The following is a 19,918-nucleotide window of genomic DNA, read 5'->3' as shown; positions in this document are numbered from 1 at the left end:
AAAAGGTCCGGGATTGTAGCCACGGTTTCGGGAAAACCCTAGTACGCGGATTTGCGTAACGGCGCAGCGTGGAACGAAGGGTAGCGCGCAAACCTTGCCGTGGCTCAATGATGCGCTATGCGCATAACCTGCCGAGCAAATGGCATTGGCGTTTGATCACGCGCGCTAATACAGTCCCGCGGCCAAAGGAAAGAACACCACATGGACGCTTCCACCGAAGCCGAACGCGGCGAACGCGTCGCCGAAGTGCTGGCGCTCGCGGCTACCCGCCTGAGTGCTGCCGAATACAAGCGCGTCGAACCCTACGCGCGCGAATTCTTCCGCCGGGCCGACCCCGACGACCTGGCCGAGCGCAAGGCCGAGGACCTGCTGGGCGCGGTGCTGTCGCAATGGCAGTTCGCGGCCGTGCGCACGCCCGGCGCGCCCAAGGTGCGCGTCTTCAGCCCGTCGGTGGGCGAGGACGGCTGGGGCTCGCGCCACACGGTCGTGCAGGTGGTCAACGACGACATGCCTTTCCTCGTGGACTCCGTGACGATGGAAGCCAACCGGCAGGGCCACACGCTGCACCTGATGCTGCACCCGATCTACGCGGTGCAGCGCGACGGCGAGGGCCGGCTGCAGACGGTCGCCCTGCGCGACGACGCGCCGGACGCGCCGCGCGAATCGTGGATGTACCTCGAGGTGGACCGCCTCGTCGACGCGCAGCAGCGCGCGGCGCTCGCGGCCGGCATCGAGCGCGTGCTCGCCGACGTGCGCGCGGCAGTGACGGACTGGAAGGCGATGCGCGAGCGGCTGCAGGCCGTCATCACCGAGCTCGACAACGCGCCGTCAGGCCTGCCCGTCGAGACGGTCGCCGAAACGCGCGCTTTCCTGCAATGGCTTGCCGACGACCACCTCACCATGCTCGGCTACCGCTGCCACGACCTCATCGACCAGGGCGGCCAGACCGCACTGCGCGTCGTGCCGGGGTCGGGCCTCGGCCTGCTGCGCATGCAACCGGATGAGGCGCTGTCCGCCAGCTTCGCCGCGCTGCAGCCGCAGGTGCGTGCGCTCGCCCGTGCACCGCTGCCCATCGTCGTGGTTACCAAGGCCAACACGCGCTCCACCGTGCATCGCGACGGCTACACCGACTACATCGGCATCAAGCGCTACGACGCAAGCGGCGCGGTGGTCGGCGAGCACCGCTTCATCGGCCTGTTCACGTCCACGGCCTACCAGGCGCGCGTGTCGGAAACGCCCTTGCTGCGCGGCAAGGTCGAAGCGATCGCCAAGCGGGCGGGGCTCGCACCGGGCGGCCATGCGGCCAAGGCGCTGCAGCACATCCTGGAAACCTACCCGCGCGACGACCTGTTCCAGATCCCCGACAACGCGCTGTACGAAACGGCGCTGGGCATCCTCGCGCTGGGCGAGCGCCACCGCCTGCGCGTGTTCATGTGGCACGACCCCTTCGAGCGCTTCGTCTCCTGCCTGGTGTTCGTGCCGCGCGAAGCGTTCTCCACGGACCTGCGCGTGAAGTTCCGCAACATCCTCATGCAGGCCTTCCACGGCACGCAGGCGGACTTCGACGTGCTTCTCTCGGGCACCACGCTCGCGCGCATCCACTTCACCATCCGCACCACGCCCGGCCAGATACCGGCGGTGGACCGCAAGGAGCTGGAGCACCGGCTGGAGGAAGCCGCGCGCCGCTGGGACGACGACCTGCGCAAGGCGCTGGTCGATGCCGAGGGCGAGGCCGGCGGGCTGGCGCTGTTCAAGCGCTGGGGCAGCGCTTTCCCCGCGGCGTATCGCGACCGCGTCGGTGCTCGCGCCGCGGTGCCGGACGTTCGCCGAATCGCCGGGCTGACGCCGGAAAAACCGCTTGCCGTCGCGCTGTACTGGCCGCTCGGCGCGCCCACCGGCACGCTGGGCCTGAAGGTGTACCGCCTCGGTGACCCCATCGTCCTGTCCGACAGCCTGCCGATGCTGGAACACATGGGCGTGCGCGTGATGGCCGAGGCCAACTACCGCATCGAGGCCTTCGGCAACAGCGTGTCGATGCACGACTTCGAGCTGCAGGCGCAGCCCGCGGCCGAAATCGAGCCGGAGACGCTGGCGCGTTTGTTCGAGGACGCTTTTGCGCGCGTCTTCCGCGGCGAAGTGGAAAGCGACAGCTTCAACCGCCTCGTGCTGCTGGCGGGGCTTGCGGCCGAAGAGATCGTGGTGCTGCGCGCGTACACCAAGTACCTCAAGCAGATCGGCTTCGCGCAGTCGCAGGCCACCATCGCGGCGACGCTGGCGGCGCATCCGCGCATCGCGCGCATGCTGGTGCTGCTGTTCAAGCTGCGCTTCGACCCGAAGGCGCACGACGAAGCCGGCGCACAGGCGCAGGTCAACGCCATCGAGAAGGCGCTGGAGAAGGTGAGCAACCTCTCCGAGGACCGCGTGCTGCGCCAGATGCTGGCGCTGGTGCAGGCGACGCTGCGCACGAACTACTGGCGCACGGGCACGGGCCATTCCGGCGCCGCGGGCCCGCGCCGCAGCTTCCTGTCGATGAAGTTCGACTCGGCCAGCGTGCCGGGGCTGCCGCAGCCCAGGCCGCTCTACGAAATCTTCGTCTACTCGCCGCGCTTCGAAGGCATCCATTTGCGCGGCGGCAAGGTCGCTCGCGGGGGGCTGCGATGGTCGGATCGGCCGGACGACTTCCGCACCGAGGTGCTGGGCCTGGTGAAGGCGCAGATGGTGAAGAACACCGTCATCGTGCCCGTCGGCTCCAAGGGCGGCTTCGTGCTGAAGAAGGCGCCGCCGCCTTCGGACCGCGATGCGTGGATGAAGGAAGGCATCGCCTGCTACCAGGACTACCTGCGCGGCCTGCTGGACCTGACCGACAACCTCATCGGCGGCAAGGCCGTGCCGCCGCCGCACGTGGTGCGTGCGGATGGCGACGACCCGTACCTCGTCGTCGCCGCCGACAAGGGCACGGCCACCTTCTCCGACTTCGCCAACCAGGTGAGCGCGGAATACGGCCACTGGCTGGGCGACGCCTTCGCCTCCGGCGGCAGCGTCGGCTACGACCACAAGGCGATGGGCATCACGGCGCGCGGCGCGTGGGAAAGCGTCAAGCGCCACTTCCGCGAGATGGGTGTCGACACGCAGACGACCGACTTCACTGTCGTCGGTGTCGGCGACATGTCGGGCGACGTCTTCGGCAACGGCATGCTGCTGTCGAAGCACATCCGGCTCGTGGCGGCGTTCGACCATCGCCACATCTTCATCGACCCCACGCCGGAAGCGGCGAGCTCGTTCGCCGAACGCGAGCGCCTGTTCAAGCTGCCGCGCTCGTCCTGGGCCGACTACGACACGCAGCTCATCTCTGCCGGCGGCGGCGTGTGGGCGCGCTCGGAGAAATCCGTGCCGCTGTCGCCGCAGGCGCGCAGCGCGCTCGGGATCACGGCGGAGAGCCTCACGCCGTCGGAGCTCGTCACCGCGATCCTGAAGGCGCCGGTGGACCTGCTCTACAACGGCGGCATCGGCACTTATGTGAAGGCTTCGACCGAATCGCACGCCGAAGTGGGCGACCGCGCGAACGACGGCGTGCGCATCGACGGCAAGGACCTGCGGGTGAAGGTGGTGGCCGAAGGCGGCAACCTGGGCCTCACCCAACGCGGGCGCATCGAGGCCGCGCAGGCCGGCGTGCGCCTGAACACCGACGCCATCGACAACTCCGCGGGCGTGGACACCTCCGACCACGAGGTCAACATCAAGATCCTGCTGGGCATCGCGGTGGGCGACGGCGAGATGACCGAGAAGCAGCGCAACGCGCTGCTGCCGCAGATGACCGACGAGGTGGCGGCGCTGGTGCTGCGCGACAACTACTTCCAGACGCAGGCGCTGTCGATCGGCAAACGGCTCGCGGTGAAGCAGCTGGACGAGCAGGCGCGCTTCATGCGGTTCCTGGAGAAGAAGGGCGAGCTGCACCGCGCCATCGAGTACCTGCCGACCGAGGACGAGATCGCCGAGCGCAAGGCGCGCGGCCAGGGCCTCACCGCGCCGGAGCAGGCGGTGCTGCTCGCGTACAGCAAGATGTGGCTGAACGACGAGCTGATCGCGTCCGACCTCGTCGAGGACCCGTGGGTCGCGACCGCGCTGGAGCGCTACTTCCCGCGGGTGCTGAAGGAAAAGTTCGCGGCGTACATCCCGCGCCACCCGCTCAAGCGCGAGATCATCGCGACGCACGTGCTCAACAGCATGATCAACCGCGTGGGGCCGACCTTCGTGCACCGGCTCTCCGAGATCACGGGCACCACCGCGCCGCAGATCGTCCGGGCTTACCTCGCGACGCGCGAGGTGTTCGGCTTCGTGAAGACCTGGCAGGAGATCGAGGCGCTGGACAACGTCGTGCCCGACGCTGTGCAGGCGGAGATGGTGATCGAGCTGCGCGGCCTGATCGCGCGCGCCACGACGTGGTTCCTGCGCTCGCGCCGCCTCTACGAACCGACCGAGCAGCAGGTCAAGCGCTTCACGCCCGCCGTGCAGGCGCTGCGCGAGCGGCTGGAGACGCAGTCGGGTATCTCCCCGCGCGCCGCGGCGTGGATCCAGGCCGGCGTGCCGCAGGCACTTGCGTTGCATGTGGACGCGGCGGCCGGCGTGTTCGATGCGCTCGACATCGCCGAGATCTCCGACACGACCAAGCGCCCCTTGCAGGAAGTGGCGGCGGTGCATGCCGGCGTCGGCCAGCGCCTGGGCCTGAACCGCCTGCGCGGCCAGATCGAGGTGCTCCCCGCCGAAAGCTACTGGCAGGGCCTGGCCAAGCTGGCGCTGGGCGACGACCTCGCCGACCTGCAGCGCTCCATCGCGCTGGAGGCGGTGAGCCACCACGAGGGCGACTCGGCCACCATCCTCGACGGCTGGGAGCACGACAACCGCCAGGCGCTGGAGCGCGCGCAGCGGCTGCTCGCCGAGACGTCGGAGACCGGCGGCGACCTCGCGATGCTTTCCGTTGCACTGCGCGAATTGCGCAACCTCGTCTAGTGGATATGATGGTTCGCGCGCCGCCGTGGCGCGTGAACCTTGGCGAGAGGAGCGGACATGGCCCTGATGGACTTCATCAAGAAACAGTTCATCGACATCATCCAGTGGACGGAGTCCGGCGACGGCACGCTCGCCTGGCGCTTCCCGATGGCGGACATGGAGATCCAGTACGGCGCGTCGCTCACCGTGCGCGACTCGCAGATGGCGGTGTTCGTCAACGAGGGCAAGATCGCCGACGTCTTCGGGCCGGGCATGTACAAGCTCACCACGCAGACGATACCCGTCCTCACCTACCTGAAGAACTGGGACAAGCTGTTCGAGTCGCCCTTCAAGAGCGATGTCTATTTCTTCAGCACGCGCCAGCAGCTGGACCAGCGGTGGGGCACGCCGCAGCCGATAACGATCCGCGACAAGGACTTCGGCGCGGTGCGGCTGCGCGCGTTCGGCAACTACAACTTCCACATCGCCGACCCGAAGCTGTTCTACCAGAACATCTCGGGCACGACGCCGGCTTACTCCGTGAGCCAGCTCGACGGCCAGCTGCGCGGGACCATCCTGCAGCACATCTCGGACGCCATCGCGCAAAGCGGCATCCCCTTCCTGGACCTCGCGGCCAACCAGATGGAGTTCGCCAAGGCGCTCTTCACCGAGCTCGACCCGGTGTTCGCCACGAGCGGCCTCAAGCTGGACGGCATCACGGTGCAGAACCTGTCGCTGCCCGAGGAGCTGCAGAAGCTGCTGGACCAGCGCATCGGCATGGGCATGGTCGGCAACGACATGGGCAAGTTCATGCAGTACCAGACGGCGCAGGCGATCCCCGAGATGGCGAAGGCCGCCGGCTCCGGCGGCGGCAGCATCGCGGGCGATGCGATGGGGCTGGGCGCGGGCGTCGCGCTCGGCCAGGTGCTCGCGCAGAACCTGCAGCAGGGCCTGCAATCCGGTGCGGCGCAGAACGCCGCGGCGGCAGCGGCCGCGGCCGCCGCCACGGTGAAGCCGGACGACGTGATGGCCACGCTCGAAAAACTGGGCGACCTCAAGGCCAAGGGAATCCTCACGCAGGAAGAGTTCGACGCCAAGAAGGCTGAACTCCTCAAGAAACTCACTTGAGCGAGCGCGCCTACCGCGCAGCCTGCCCGGGCTGCGGGGCGCCGGTGGAGTTTCGAAGCGCCCAGTCCGCCTACGCGGTCTGCAGCTATTGCCAGAGCACCGTCGTGCGCGACGGCGAGACGCTGTCGCGCATCGGCAAGATGGCGGAGGTCTTCGACGACCACAGCCCGCTGCAGCTCATGGCTACGGGGCGCTGGCGCGCCCGCGCGTTCACGGTCGTCGGCCGCCTGCAGTACCGCAGCCCCGACGGGCCCTGGACCGAGTGGTACCTGCTGTTCGACGACGGCGCCACCGCCTTCCTGTCGGAGGACAACGGCGCCTACGTGCTCGCGCTGCCGGCCGAGATCGAGCGCGAGCTGCCGCCGCCCGAAACCTTGCGCGTCGGTGCGACGACCGCCATCGACGGCAAGAGCTTCGACGTCTCGTCCAACGAACAGGTCGCGCTGGTCTCGGCGCAGGGCGAGCTGCCCAAGCTGCCGCCGCTCAACCAGCCCTTCGCGATGGTGGAGCTGCGCAGCAGCGACGGCGAGGTGCTGTCGCTCGACTACGGCGCGCGGCCCGTCGTCGCGGCGAGCGGGCGCTCCATCCTGCTCGACGAGCTGGAGCTCAAGGGCCTGCGCGACGAGGTGGCGAGCGAGTACAAGGCGCGCCAGTTCTCCTGCCCGAACTGCGGCGCGCCGGTCGAGCAGCAGCTGGCGACCACGAAGAGCCTCACCTGCCGCGCCTGCAACGCGCTGATCAACGTCGACACCGGCATCGGCGGCGAGCTGCGCCATGCGCTGCAGGACGAGCCGGTGGAGCCGCTCATCCCGCTGGGCAGCACCGGCACGCTGCAGGGCGCGAAGTGGAAGGTGGTCGGCTACCAGCACCGCATGGGCTGGGAGCCGGACGACGACGACGAGCAGTTCGGCTGGGACGAATACCTGCTTTACGAGCCCAAGCGCGGGTTCATCTTTCTCGTGGATTCCACCGAGGGCTGGAGCGTCGTCAAGCCGACCACGGGCGCGCCATCGCTCTCGCCCAACGGCCAGTCGGCCGTGTACCTGGGCGCGGGCTACAAGCTCAAGTACAGCTACAAGGCGATGACCAACTACGTCGCCGGCGAGTTCTACTGGCCCGTCGAGCGCGGCCAGCGCACCTTCAACCGCGACTTCGAGAAGGGCACTTCCGTGCTCTCGATGGAGGAGACGCAGCGCGAACGCACGTGGTCGCTCGGCAGCCAGATCCAGGCGGAGTCGGTGGCGAAGGCGTTCGGGCTGGAAGGCAAGAAGGACCAGTTCAAGCGTGGCGACGCCGGGCCGACGGCGGCGAAAGGCGCGGGGATGGGGTGCGGGTGCCTCACCATCTTCCTGATCATCTTCATCATCATCATCCTGCTGGCGCTGTTGAAGGCGTGCGAGGACGGGACGACGAGTTCGGGCAGCGGCAGCTCCCGCAGTTCTGGTGGTTCTTTCGGTGGTTACTCAAGTGGCGGCGGCCACAAATAGGAGAGCGACATGGGACTTGAGTGGTTGAAACCGGCAGCCTTCTTCGGCTCCATCCTGTTCGCGCTGATCGGCGTGATCGTGTTCTGGGTGAGCTTCGTCATCATCGACAAGATCACGCCCTACGACCTGTGGGGCGAGATCGTCGAGAAGCAGAACGTCGCGCTCGCCATCGTCGTTGGCGCGATGGCGCTCGGCGTTTCGGTGATCGTGGCGGCCGCCGTGCACGGGTGAACACCGACGTGGCCGGGGCGGCGGCGAAGCCCCGCCCGCTCGAAGTCGCGCTGCTCGCGTCGGTCTTCGTCGTCGCGGCGTGCGGGCTCGTCTACGAGCTCGCGGCGGGTGCGCTCGCCTCGTATCTGCTGGGCGACTCGGTGCTGCAGTTCTCCACCGTCATCGGCACCTACCTGTTCGCAATGGGCGTGGGTTCGTGGCTGTCGAAGTTCTTCGAGCGGCAGTTGCCCGCGCACTTCCTGCGCATCGAGCTGATGGTGGCACTGGTCGGGGGGCTGCTGCCCACGATGCTGTTCGTGGCGAATGCGTGGCAGCCTGTCGCTTTCCGGCCGTTGCTTTATGGACTGGTGCTGCTGGTCGGCATGCTCGTGGGGCTGGAGATCCCGCTGGTGATGCGCATCCTCAAGCGCAACGTGCAATTGCGCGAGCTGGTGGCGCAGGTGCTCACGTTCGACTACCTCGGCGCACTCGCGGTCTCGATCGCATTCCCGCTGGTGCTCGTGCCGCAGCTCGGGTTGATCCGCACGGGCCTGCTGTTCGGGTGGATGAATGCGTGCGTGGCGCTGTGGGCGCTTTGGCTGTTCCGCCACGAGCTGCGCCGCGTGCGCGCGCACCTCGTGGCGTGCCTCGCGACGCTCGCCGTGCTGGGTGCGGCTTTCGCGGGGGCGCAGCACATCACCACCTTTGCGGAAGACCGCTTCTACCAGGACCAGGTCCTGCTGGCCGAGTCGTCGTCGTGGCAGCGGATCGTGGTGACGCAGGGCCGCGGCGGCATCCGGCTCTTCCTCAACGGCAACCTGCAGTTCGCGCAGTCCGACGAGTATCGCTACCACGAGGCGCTGGTGCACCCGGTGCTCGCCGCGCACGGTGCGCCGCGCAAGGTCGCCGTGCTGGGCGGCGGCGACGGCATGGCGGTGCGTGAGGTGTTGCGATATCCCGGCGTCGAGAGCGTCACACTTGTGGAGCTCGACCCGCACATGACGCGGTTGTTCTCGTCGCATCCGGCGCTCGCGCAGCTCAATGGCGGCGCGCTGTCGTCGCCCAAACTGAAGATCGTGAACGCCGACGCGTTCAAGTGGCTCGAGGAGACGAAGGACGTGTTCGATGCCATCGTGGTCGACTTCCCCGACCCGACGAACTTCTCGATCGGCAAGCTGTACACCAACTCGTTCTATGCGCTGCTCGACCAGCGCCTCGCAGCGAGCGGTTATGCGGTGATCCAGACGACGTCGCCGCTGATCGCGCGGCAGAGTTTCTGGACGGTGGTGTCCACCATCGAATCGGTCGGGCTCACCGCGACGCCGTACCACGCGCACGTGCCGAGCTTCGGCGAATGGGGCTTCGTCGTCGCGAGCCGCCGGCCCTTCCGCGTGGCGAGCAGCTTGCCGCAGGGGCTGCGTTTCCTCGACGACACCACGCTCGGCAACATGTTCGAGTTCCCGCGCGACATGGCGCGCGTGCCGGCCGAGGTCAACCGGTTGTCCAACCAGGTGCTGGTGACGACCTACGAGCGCGAATGGGGCAAGGTCCATCCCTGATCCGGCGACGCACCCTGCTGGCCGCCACTGCCGCAGCCCTCGCCGGTTGCGAGGACGCTTCGCGCGTCACGGGGGGCTTCGCCGGCGCGAATGCGGACCTCGGCCACATGCTGCGCGACAAGCGCGAGTGGGCCGCCCCGCGCACGAGCCGCCGCACGCAAGTCGTGGTGGCTGGCGCCGGCGTCGCGGGTCTCGCTGCCGCGCGCGCATTGCGAATGCGCGGCATCGAGGACTTCGTGGTGCTCGACGCCGAATCGCAGGCCGGCGGCAACAGCCGTGCGGGCGAGGTGAAGGGCATCGCCTGCCCGCTCGGTGCGCACTACCTGCCGGTGCCGGGCGACGAGGCGCGCGAGGTGCAGGCCCTGCTGGAGGAGCTGGGCCTGCGCAGGCGCGTAGCGGGCCGGTGGACTTATGACGAGCGCCACCTGTGCCACTCGCCGCAGGAGCGCCTGTACCACGATGGCGAGTGGCGCGACGGCCTGCTGCCCGTGCACGGCGCCGGGCCCGGCGCGCTGATGCAGTACCGCAAGTTCGCGCAGCTCGTGGAGCGGCTCTCGCAGGAGGCGCGCTTCACGATCCCGCTGGTGCGCGGCAGGCCATCCGCCGTGCACGCATCGCTCGACGCAGTCACCTTCGCCGCGTGGCTGGACGCGCAGGGTTTTAACGACCCGCTGCTGCGCTGGTACCTCGACTACTGCTGCCGCGACGACTACGGCGCGGGCATCGCGACCGTTTCAGCATGGGCCGGCATCCACTACTTCGCGGCGCGACACGGCTTCCATGCGCCCGGCACCGCGGAGGGCGAGCCGGATGCGCCGCTCACCTGGGGCGAGGGCAACGGCTGGCTCACGCGTGCGCTGGCGCGGCCGCTGGGTGACCGCTTTCGCGGTGGGCAACTGGTCGCGCGCGTTGCGGCGCAAACGCACGGCGTGGAAGTCGACGTGTATGACGCGCGCACGCAATCGGTCGAGCGCTGGCAGGCCGCGCACTGCGTGGTCGCGCTGCCTGTGTTCGTCGCCGCGCGCGTCGTCGAGAACGCACCTGCGTTCCTGCGCGCCCATGCGGCCGCCACGGGCTACGCGCCTTGGGTCGTGGCCAACCTACACCTCGATGCGCCGCTCGCGGATCGCGGGGGCGCACCGCCGGCGTGGGACAACGTCGTGCATGGCGGCACGAGCCTGGGTTATGTCGATGCCACTCACCAGGCGCTGAACCCGGTGCGTGGCGCGACCGTCCTGAGCTGGTACCACGCGCCCGGCGAAGCGGCTCGCGCCGACGTGCTGCGGCAACCGTGGACAGCGTGGCGCGACGCGGCGCTGGCGGAGCTCACGCCGATCCATCCCGACCTGCCACGCAAGCTCACGCACGTGGAGGTGGCGCGCTATGGTCACGCGATGGCGATTCCCACGCCTGGAAGCTTCGCGCGCGCCGGCGCGCCACCGCGCACCGCGCGGCTTTCGTTCGCGCATGCTGACTACAGCGGCTACTCCGTGTTCGAGGAAGCGTTCACGCTCGGGCATCTGGCGGGCACGGCCGCCTGAGGCTCAGCGCTTCGAATTCAACGCCACGTGCGCCTGGGCCTCGCGCTTCAGGATCGACGCGAGGTCGCCCACGGCTTCTTCGTGCAGCAGCGACTTCAGCTGCGACAGCAGTCGCGGGTCCGCGCCCGCGAGCTGCTTCGCCACATCGAGCGCCGCGCCTTCGAGTTCCGCGCGGGGCACGACCTGCCACACGAGGCCCCAGTCACCTGCCTGCTGCGCACTGATCTCGCGCCCGAGCATCAGCAGCCCCTTCGCTCGCGCCAACCCCACAACGCGCGGCAGCAGCGCCACCACACCGCCCGTGCCGAACAACCCGATGTTCGTCTCCGGCAGCATGAAGCGCGCATCGTCGGCGGCGACGACGATGTCGCAGTTCATCAGCATCTCGAAACCCGCGCCCACGGCCCAGCCCTGCACTGCGGCAACGACCGGCTTGCGGCTGTCCATCAGCACACGCGCGAGGTGCTGCAGCGCGTCGACGAACTCGGGCGTCGGCGGGTCGTCCTTGTCCTTGCCCGCGCAGAAGGCGCGGCCCTCGCCGGAGAGCAGGATCACGCGCACGCCGGGCTCCTCGTGCGCGTGGTGCACCGCCTGCAGCAGCTCGCGCACGAGCTCGAGCGTGAGCGCATTGAGCCGCCCCGGCCGCTCGAGGTGCAGTTGCAGCACCCCGTCGGCGGGCGAGCGGCGCGAGAGCACGGTCAGCCCTTCATGAGGGCTTCGATCTCGTCCGCTTTCACCGGCACGCCACGCGTGATCAGCTCGCAACCACCGGCCGTGACGATCGCATCGTCCTCGATACGGATGCCGATATGGTGGAAGCGCTCCGGCACGCCGTCGCCCGGGCGCACGTAGATGCCGGGCTCGATCGTCAGCACCATGCCGGGCTGCAGGATGCGGCTCGGGCGGTTCTTGATCACCTCGCCCGACAGCGGGTCCTTGCGCTCGCTCACTTCGCCCACTTCCGCGGGCTCGACGTAGCTGCCGCAGTCGTGCACGTCCATGCCCAGCCAGTGGCCGGTGCGGTGCATGTAGAACTGGAAGTAGCTGCGGTTGTCGATCACGTCCTGCAGCGTGCCCACCTTGTTCTTGTCCAGCAGCCCGGTGTCGAGCATGCCCTGCGCGAGCACCTTCACCGCGGCGTCGTGCGGGTCGGTGAAGCGCGCGCCCGGCTTCGTCGCGGCCACGGCGGCTTCCTGCGAGGCGAGCACGATGTCGTAGAGCTCGCGCTGCGGCCCGGTGAACTTGCCGTTGGCCGGGAAGGTGCGCGTGATGTCGCTCGCGTAGCCGTCCAGCTCGCAACCGGCGTCGATCAGCACGAGGTCACCGGACTTCACCGGCGCCACGTCGGCGCGATAGTGCAGCACGCAGGCGTTCGCGCCCGCGGCGACGATGGAGCTGTACGCCGGGTACTGCGAGCCGCCCGCGCGGAACTCGTGCATCAGCTCCGCGTCGAGGTGGTACTCGCGCACGTCGCGGCCTTCGCGCAGCGCCTTTGCGCAGTACTGCATGGCACGGACGTGAGCGCGGGCGCTGATCGCGGCCGCGCGGCGCATGATGTCCTGCTCGTGGGCGTCCTTGAAGAGGCGCATCTCGTCGAGCACCGCGCACAGGTCACGCTGCTGCTCGGGGCACAGCGCGCCGTAGCGCACGCGCGCGCGCACCTGGTTCAGCCAGCCGGCCACGCGCTGCTCCAGGCCCGGATGGATCGCGAACGGGTACCAGACCGCGTCCCTGTTCTCCAGCAGCTTGGGCATCTGCGTGTCCAGCTCGCCGACGGCATGGGCCGCGTCCACCGCGAGCGCGCCGACAGCCGCATCCGGCCCGAGGCGGTAGCCGTCCCAGATCTCGCGTTCGAGGTCCTTGGGCTGGCAGAACAGCGTGCTCTTGCCGTCGCCGGTGAGCACCAGGCACGCGTTCGGCTCGGTGAACCCGGTGAGGTAATAGAAGTAGCTGTCGTGCCGGAACTGGAAGTCGCTGTCGCGGTTGCGCTGGCGCTCCGGCGCCGTCGGCACCACGGCGATACCGTTGGGGCCGAGCGCAGCGGCGACTTTTGCGCGCCGCTGGGCATAGAGCGAGGTGGGGACGGTGGTGTTCATCCCATCATTGTGGCGCCAAGCGGGCTAGTTCGCTTGCAGGCCCGCCAGCCGCTCGGGCGTGCCGACGTCGGTCCAGGCACCCGGGTACAGCTCGGCACTGACCTCGCCCCGGGCCATGTGCTCCAGCAGCAGGGTCAGCAACGCGATCTTCCGGCCCTGCGGGTTGCCGTGCGGCGCGCCCGCGAAGAACGATTGCCTGAACAGGCCGATGCTCGCGTACGTGTAGCGCTTCGGCGCCTCGCGCACGGCGAGCCCCTCATCGGTGATCCCGAAATCGCCCGTGGGATGGTGATCCGGGTTTTCCACGAGCCACAGGTGCGCCTTGCGCTGCGACCGCGCGAACCGCTCGAACACCTCGCGCGTGTACCGAAAGCCCGGCACGAAGTTGTCGCTGGCCGTCACCCAGAACACGTCGTCCAGCAGCGGCAGCGCACGCGCGACGCCGCCGGCGGTCTCCAGCGGGCCGCCGAAGTCGCGGCCTTCGCGCGACCACAGCAGCGCGGGCAGGGCGGGCGAAGGCTGCGAGTAGCGCGCCTCGATCTGCTCGCCCAGCCACGCCGTGTTGACGACGACCGGGTCGAACCCGCCCGCCTTCAGCGCCTCCAGGTGGTACTGCATCAGCGGCTTGCCGCTCACTTCCAGCAGCGGCTTGGGGCATGCGTCCGTGAGCGGGCGCATCCGTTCGCCCCGCCCCGCGGCGAGGACCATCGCTTGTGCTTTCAGCTCTCGTCTCCCCGGTCCAGCGATCTCTGTTCGGTCCACTCCGGCTGGAAGCGGTTGACCAGCGCATACATCAGGCCGCGCGCCTTCGCGGAATGGTCGCCGCTGAAATTGCAGACGTAGACGTCGCAGGTCACGGCCTTCTGCTCCGGCCAGGTGTGCACGCAGATGTGCGACTCGGCCAGCAGCACCGTCGCCGTCACGCCGCCCGCGCCGGTGGCCGTGGCCGGAAAGGTGTGGAACAACTCGTCCACCGCCTGCAGCCCCACGGCCTGCACCGCCTCGCGGCACCACGAGCCGAGCTTGCGCGCGTCCGTGAGCCACACCGCGTCGCAGCGGCACTGGTACAGGTCGGCGGTCAGGTGCAGGCCTTTCATGGTCCTTGACTGTAGTTCAGGAGGGCATGGGCCCAGCCGGTAGAATTCCGGGTTTCCCCTGAGCTTTACCTCCCCGGAGCTGCCCCCGATGGCCAACGATTCACTGATGGCGAACGCAATCCGCGCGCTCGCCATGGACGCCGTGCAACAAGCGAACTCGGGGCACCCCGGCGCCCCGATGGGCATGGCGGACATCTCGGTGGCCCTGTGGCACCGGCACCTGCGCCACAACCCGAAGAACCCGCACTGGGCCGACCGCGACCGCTTCGTCCTCTCGAACGGCCACGGCTCGATGCTGATCTACGCGCTGCTGCACCTCACCGGGTACGACCTGCCCATCGGCGAGCTCAAGGGCTTCCGCCAGCTGCACAGCAAGACGCCCGGCCACCCCGAAGTGGGCATCACGCCCGGCGTCGAAACCACCACCGGCCCGCTGGGCCAAGGCCTGTCGAATGCCGTGGGCATGGCGCTCGCCGAGAAACTGCTGGCCGCCGAATTCAACCGCGACGGCCACGCCATCGTCGACCACCACACCTACGTGTTCATGGGCGACGGCTGCCTCATGGAAGGCATCAGCCACGAGGCCTGCGCGCTGGCCGGCGCGTGGAAGCTGAACAAGCTCGTCGCCATCTACGACGACAACGGCATCTCCATCGACGGCCAGGTCACGCCCTGGTACATCGACGACGTGCCGCTGCGCTTCAAGGCCTATGGCTGGAACGTGATCGGCCCCGTGGACGGCCATGACGTCGAAGCCATGGACCGCGCCATCGCCGACGCGCGCAAGAGCGCCGAGAAGCCGACGATCATCGTGGCCAAGACCACCATCGGCAAGGGCTCGCCCAACCGCGCCAACACGGCCAAGGCGCACGGCGAGCCGCTGGGCGCCGACGAGATCGCGCTCACGCGCACGGCCCTGAACTGGCCGCACGTGCCCTTCGAGCTGCCGCAGGCCGTGTACGACGAATGGGACATGCGCGCCAAGGGCCAGGTGCTGGAAGAAGAGTGGGAAAAGAAGTTCGCCGCGTATCGCGCCGCCTTCCCCGATCTCGCCGCCGAGTTCCAGCGCCGCATGAAGGGTGAGCTGCCGAAGAACTTCGCGCAGGTGGCGAACGAGGCGATGCTCTCCGCGCACTCGAAGGCCGAGACCGTTGCGTCGCGCAAGGCGTCGCAGCTCGCGCTGGAGTACTTCACGGCGGCGCTGCCCGAGATGCTGGGCGGCTCCGCCGACCTCACCGGCTCCAACCTCACCAACACCAAGAGCACGCCCTCGCTGCGCTTCGACCAAGCCGGCGATGTGAAGCGCACCGAGGATGGAAAGATCGGCCGCCACATCAACTACGGCGTGCGCGAGTTCGGCATGGCCGGCATCATGAACGGCGTGGCGCTGCACCGCGGCTACATCCCGTACGGCGGCACCTTCCTCACCTTCAGCGACTACAGCCGCAACGCCATCCGCATGGCGGCGCTGATGAAGACGCGCGTGGTGCACGTGTTCACGCACGACTCCATCGGCCTGGGCGAGGACGGGCCCACGCACCAGTCGATCGAGCACGCGGCCAGCCTGCGGCTGATCCCCGGCCTCGAAGTCTGGCGGCCTTGCGACACGGCGGAGACGGCCGTCGCCTGGTCCGCGGCGCTTCGTAACCAGAACAAACCCACCGCCCTGCTGCTCTCGCGCCAGAATCTGCCGTATGCACCCAAGGGAGACCTCAAGGCCATCGAGCGCGGCGCGTACGTGCTCGCCGAGCCCACCGAAGTGGGCGCCTCGAGGAAGGCGCAGGCCGTGATCGTGGCGACCGGTTCCGAGGTGCAGCTCGCGCTGAAGGCGCAGGAGCTGCTGGCGCAAGGCGGCATCGCCGTGCGCGTGGTGTCGATGCCCAGCACGAGCGTGTTCGACCGGCAGGACGCCGCGTACAAGCAGCAGGTGCTGCCCGCCAACCTGCCGCGCATCGCGGTGGAGGCCGGCGTCACCGATTACTGGTGGAAGTACGGCTGCTCGGCCGTGGTCGGCATCGACACTTTCGGCGAGAGCGCGCCGGCGGCGGCGCTCTTCAAGCATTTCGGTTTCACTGCCGAGAACGTCGCGGACACGGTCCGCGCGGTGCTCGCAAAATAGGGTTCACATCGTCCAGGAGATCCGCATGACCATCCGCGTAGGCATCAACGGCTTCGGCCGCATCGGCCGCAACGTGCTTCGTTCCGCCGTCCAGAACTTCCCCGACGTCGAGATCGTCGGCATCAACGACCTGCTGGAGCCGGACTACCTGGCGTACATGCTGCAGTACGACTCGGTGCATGGCCGCTTCAAGGGCGAGATCGCGGTGGAGGGCAACACGCTCATCATCAACGGCAAGAAGATCCGCCTGACGGCCGAGAAGGACCCCGCCGCGCTGAAGTGGGGCGATGTGGGTGCCGACGTGGTGATCGAGTCCACGGGCCTCTTCCTCACCAAGGAAGCCGGCCAGAAGCACCTCGACGCGGGCGCGAAGAAGGTCATCCTGTCGGCGCCGTCGAAGGACGACACGCCGATGTTCGTGTTCGGCGTGAACAGCAGCAAGTACGACGGCCAGAAGATCATCTCCAACGCGTCGTGCACGACCAACTGCCTCGCGCCGCTGGCGAAGGTGGTCAACGACAAGTGGGGCATCAAGCGGGGCCTGATGACCACCGTGCACGCCGCCACGGCGACGCAGAAGACGGTGGACGGCCCGTCCAACAAGGACTGGCGCGGCGGCCGCGGCATCCTCGAGAACATCATCCCGTCGTCCACCGGCGCGGCCAAGGCCGTGGGCGTGGTGATCCCCGAGCTGAACAAGAAGCTCACGGGCATGTCGTTCCGCGTGCCGACGTCCGACGTGTCGGTGGTGGACCTGACGGTCGAGCTGGACAAGCCGGCGCAGTACGCCGAGATCTGCGCGGAGATGAAGGCGCAGAGCCAGGGTGCGCTCAAGGGCATCCTCGGCTACACGGAAGACAAGGTGGTCGCGACCGATTTCGTCGGCGATGCGCGCACGTCGATCTTCGACGCCGATGCCGGCATCCAGCTGGACCCGACCTTCGTCAAGCTCGTCAGCTGGTACGACAACGAGTGGGGCTACTCGAACAAGTGCCTGGAGATGGCACGCGTGGTCAGCAAGTAAGCGCAAAAAAAAGCGCCGTCAGGCGCTTTTTTTTACCAGTTCAAACGCTTAGCGTTTGAAAGAACCTCATCGAGGACCGAGTCCAGCCCTCGATCGGAGCTACGCTCCCGCTTTTCTCGTATGCCTTTGACCGGAAGCTGAAAGACCCTGCCGGCCTGCAGCAGGTCACGCTCCGAGTTCGCCTCCGATGAGGCAGCGTCGAAATTTAAAGGCAGCTGAGGGGGAGGGGCTGGAGGACGTCGCGGCATGGATGCTCCTTCCAGTTAGCCATGGCTCATTCTGAGTTCGTAGCGATTATCTGTCAATTCGCGGCCGGTCTGAGCCGCTCAATCTCTTCATTCAGATGCTCGACCGCTTTTGTTTCGAAGTCTTGGTAGTTGTCGAGATACTCGGGCAAGACTTTGTCTGCCTCCATGGGCCGGATGGGGATGTACTTTCCATCGGAGTCCTTGCGCGACGCTGCTCGAAAGACGCTATGGAACTGACGCGGAGCTACGCCTTCGTAGTGCAGGAACTCGACGCGGCTAGGTTCGCCCTCCTTGGTCTCTTCGACTTCAAACGCTATGGCATCCTTGTGCAGGTCCTTGGCGAGGCTCTTTTCGTATGGCTCGATATAGAAGACTTTCATGATTCCCGCAGCCACAATGTGTCGCGCGCAGTTGTGACACGGATAAGTTGTCGTGTACAAGGTTGCGCCGTGCAGACCAGCACCGCCTAAGCGAGCGAGCGATACGATCGCATCCATCTCGGCATGCACGGATCGCGAGAACTCTATGAGGTCCTTCAATCGAGTGTTGTCATAGATCCTCGTGAGGAGTTCGGCGCGGTCGTCTTGTGGTAAGGACCACGTTCCTTTGCCAGCCTTCTCAAGGGCCTTATCGACCAACTCACCAATTTCGGTTTGCAGCTTTCGCTTGTAAAGGTCGTTGAAGCACTGCTGACCATCCATGTGAACGCATCGCTTGTCGTGACCCTTGAACGAAGCCGAATAGAGCCCTCCGGTTGCCTTAGGTACGTCGTTGCATCCCGTCGCCAATACTTCCCCGGTAGCTGACGAGATGCTCGCACCGACTTGACGCGAAAGGCACGCAGACCGGAGGCTCGCTGCATAAGCTGCATACATGCCGTGCTCGGCATCTGTCGGTGTCGTGCTCTTGTCGCCGTGGACCAAGTCCAAGAAACGATTAAGTTTCAACCGCTTTTCATCAACGGTCGTCGCATCGTTCCGAATGAAGTAGTCGGCCAGATGCAGCGTCTTATCGAGTTGTTGCCCGCCGTCCCCGGCTTCCAGTCGGTCGATGTCGATCAACCGCTGGGTTTCGTCGGACCTGACTTGCTCCGTCTCCAGTTGATCCTTCCTGTGATCGTTGATCCTTGTGACACCCAGCAGGTAAAAAAGATTCCGATAGATAGCCCGCAGAAGGCGAACTTCTTCGGGGCGCTTTACTTGGTCAATGAGGTATGCGATTCGACCAGGTACGAGAGGGGAATTCGGGGCTGGGATTGCTTGCCCGGTCTGGGAGCTCTGACGTTGACGTCTCCGGCGATCTACGGCAATTTCTTGTGCTGCATATTCCGCCAGAATTGCCGGGTTCTTTGATTTCCTACGAAGCTCTTTGCCTGCTTCTTGCAGCCGTCGATATCGAACGAATCTTCGCGAAGCATCTGCGTCGCCCCACTCACTCACGAGCTTGTTCGCCAACGAGTCTTCCAGGAATTTGCTCAACTTGATGTGAACGACGTCCGTATACCCTCGCTCACGAAGGCGATCTCGAAGACCGTCTACTATGGTTCCGATCCCGCAACCCATTGGGCCCGCCAAACCGATGATCAGTTCACCTGATTGACGACTGTCGAACTTTTCGAGCAGGGCATCGTTGCTCTTCTTGCTCGACGAACCACCCGGTACTGCGTGCAATACTGCGGACATATCGCTCCTCCTCTGATCTTTTTAAGCTTATCGGAAAGGTCGCCCGAATCCAATCCGGTGGCTTACTGTCCCTACTGTCACTACTCTAACCCGCCGTCCTCCCCTTTCTCTCTCGTCATAAAAGTACGCTTCGTATAAAAGCCCTCCTCATACTCTGGGCGACGGCTCACACGAGCTTCTCACTTCGAGCGCTGCGCCGCCGCCTTCGCCCGCACCGTGTAGTGCTGGTACGCCGGAATCGCGATCGCGGCCAGCATGCCGATGAGGAAGATCGCCGGGAAGCACCACGCGAGGATCTTCACGCCCAGCGTGTTCGGCGGCGGCGGCGCGCCGAAGCGGTTGCTGCCTTCGGTGCCGGCCTTGACGAGCCAGATCAGCCCCACGAACGGGATGAGCGCCAGCAGCGCGGACCAGCCCGACCAATCCATGTCGTGGCTGCGCTGGATCGTCTTGAGGACGGTGAAGACGCCATAGACGAGCAGCACGACCACCGGTGCGAGCCCGGCCGCCGTCTGCAACCTGGCCGTCGTCGCGACGAACGCGAGGACGAAGGCGCCGATGGTCACCAGGAAGTACGCGGCGGTGAGGTACGCGAGGTACCGCACGCGCCCGATGCGGCCCTTCGAGGAAAACACGCGCACGGGCTGCACCTCGTGCTGCACGGCGGCCACGTCCTCGACTTTCGCGCCGGGCGGCGCATAGGGGTTCAGCGTTTCCATCGTCTCTCCTCCATGAAGAACA

The 19,918-nt window shown here is 67.1% G+C and carries 14 protein-coding genes; 8 read left to right on the top strand and 6 right to left on the bottom strand.

Going from position 1 to position 19,918, the window contains the following annotated elements; translation table 11 throughout:
* Positions 1 to 201 precede the first annotated feature (201 nt).
* From H8R02_RS04585 to H8R02_RS04560, 6 genes are read left to right on the top strand one after another with little or no spacing between them, the layout of a single operon-like run.
* Entirely contained in the window at positions 202 to 5,007 is a 4,806-nt protein-coding gene (locus tag H8R02_RS04585; RefSeq protein WP_187080148.1) for an NAD-glutamate dehydrogenase, read from the top strand.
* A 57-nt stretch (positions 5,008 to 5,064) separates the two neighbouring features.
* Entirely contained in the window at positions 5,065 to 6,114 is a 1,050-nt protein-coding gene (locus H8R02_RS04580) for an SPFH domain-containing protein (RefSeq protein WP_187080147.1), read from the top strand.
* Positions 6,111 to 7,601, top strand: coding sequence for a DUF4178 domain-containing protein (locus H8R02_RS04575; RefSeq protein ID WP_187080146.1), 1,491 nt, complete (start codon positions 6,111 to 6,113; stop codon positions 7,599 to 7,601). The genes H8R02_RS04580 and H8R02_RS04575 overlap by 4 nt, the downstream gene beginning before the upstream one ends.
* A gap of 9 nt (positions 7,602 to 7,610) precedes the next feature.
* Complete coding sequence (locus H8R02_RS04570; RefSeq protein WP_187080145.1) at positions 7,611 to 7,832, top strand: DUF350 domain-containing protein; 222 nt, start codon at positions 7,611 to 7,613, stop codon at positions 7,830 to 7,832.
* Positions 7,829 to 9,370: a polyamine aminopropyltransferase gene (locus H8R02_RS04565; protein WP_354004866.1), complete on the top strand. Its 1,542-nt coding sequence runs from the start codon at positions 7,829 to 7,831 to the stop codon at positions 9,368 to 9,370. Before H8R02_RS04570 ends, H8R02_RS04565 begins: the two co-directional genes overlap by 4 nt.
* Positions 9,349 to 10,911, top strand: coding sequence for an FAD-dependent oxidoreductase (locus H8R02_RS04560; protein WP_187080144.1), 1,563 nt, complete (start codon positions 9,349 to 9,351; stop codon positions 10,909 to 10,911). Before H8R02_RS04565 ends, H8R02_RS04560 begins: the two co-directional genes overlap by 22 nt.
* A gap of 3 nt (positions 10,912 to 10,914) precedes the next feature.
* Here the strand turns inward: H8R02_RS04560 and H8R02_RS04555 are convergent, their stop codons facing one another.
* The 4 genes from H8R02_RS04555 to speD are packed head-to-tail and all read right to left on the bottom strand — an operon-like array spanning position 10,915 to position 14,104.
* Positions 10,915 to 11,607 carry an enoyl-CoA hydratase/isomerase family protein gene (locus H8R02_RS04555; protein ID WP_187080143.1) on the bottom strand — a complete coding sequence of 231 codons (693 nt, stop codon included), beginning with the start codon at positions 11,605 to 11,607 and terminating at the stop codon, positions 10,915 to 10,917.
* Between the two features lie 2 nt (positions 11,608 to 11,609).
* Entirely contained in the window at positions 11,610 to 13,007 is a 1,398-nt protein-coding gene (locus tag H8R02_RS04550) for an aminopeptidase P N-terminal domain-containing protein (RefSeq protein ID WP_187080142.1), read from the bottom strand.
* A 24-nt stretch (positions 13,008 to 13,031) separates the two neighbouring features.
* Positions 13,032 to 13,715, bottom strand: a complete 684-nt coding sequence (locus tag H8R02_RS04545) for a nucleotidyltransferase family protein (protein WP_187080141.1) — start codon at positions 13,713 to 13,715, stop codon at positions 13,032 to 13,034.
* Positions 13,716 to 13,726: 11 nt separating this feature from the next.
* Positions 13,727 to 14,104 carry an adenosylmethionine decarboxylase gene (gene speD / locus H8R02_RS04540; protein ID WP_187080140.1) on the bottom strand — a complete coding sequence of 126 codons (378 nt, stop codon included), beginning with the start codon at positions 14,102 to 14,104 and terminating at the stop codon, positions 13,727 to 13,729.
* A gap of 88 nt (positions 14,105 to 14,192) precedes the next feature.
* Here speD and tkt point away from each other — a divergent pair, with 88 nt between their 5' ends.
* Entirely contained in the window at positions 14,193 to 16,223 is a 2,031-nt protein-coding gene (tkt, locus tag H8R02_RS04535; protein WP_187080139.1) for a transketolase, read from the top strand.
* Between the two features lie 25 nt (positions 16,224 to 16,248).
* Positions 16,249 to 17,247 carry a type I glyceraldehyde-3-phosphate dehydrogenase gene (gene gap, locus H8R02_RS04530; RefSeq protein WP_187080138.1) on the top strand — a complete coding sequence of 333 codons (999 nt, stop codon included), beginning with the start codon at positions 16,249 to 16,251 and terminating at the stop codon, positions 17,245 to 17,247.
* A 301-nt stretch (positions 17,248 to 17,548) separates the two neighbouring features.
* Here the strand turns inward: gap and H8R02_RS04525 are convergent, their stop codons facing one another.
* Positions 17,549 to 19,177: an anti-phage dCTP deaminase gene (locus H8R02_RS04525; protein WP_187080137.1), complete on the bottom strand. Its 1,629-nt coding sequence runs from the start codon at positions 19,175 to 19,177 to the stop codon at positions 17,549 to 17,551.
* Positions 19,178 to 19,356: 179 nt separating this feature from the next.
* Positions 19,357 to 19,896: a DUF805 domain-containing protein gene (locus tag H8R02_RS04520; protein WP_187080136.1), complete on the bottom strand. Its 540-nt coding sequence runs from the start codon at positions 19,894 to 19,896 to the stop codon at positions 19,357 to 19,359.
* Between the last annotated feature and the right edge of the window lie 22 nt (positions 19,897 to 19,918).

The organism is Ramlibacter albus (assembly GCF_014297445.1).
GTDB classification, from domain to species: Bacteria; Pseudomonadota; Gammaproteobacteria; order Burkholderiales; family Burkholderiaceae_C; genus Ramlibacter; species Ramlibacter albus.
Note: the sequence above shows the minus strand (reverse complement) of the source record. Positions and strands in the feature narration are given on the sequence as shown.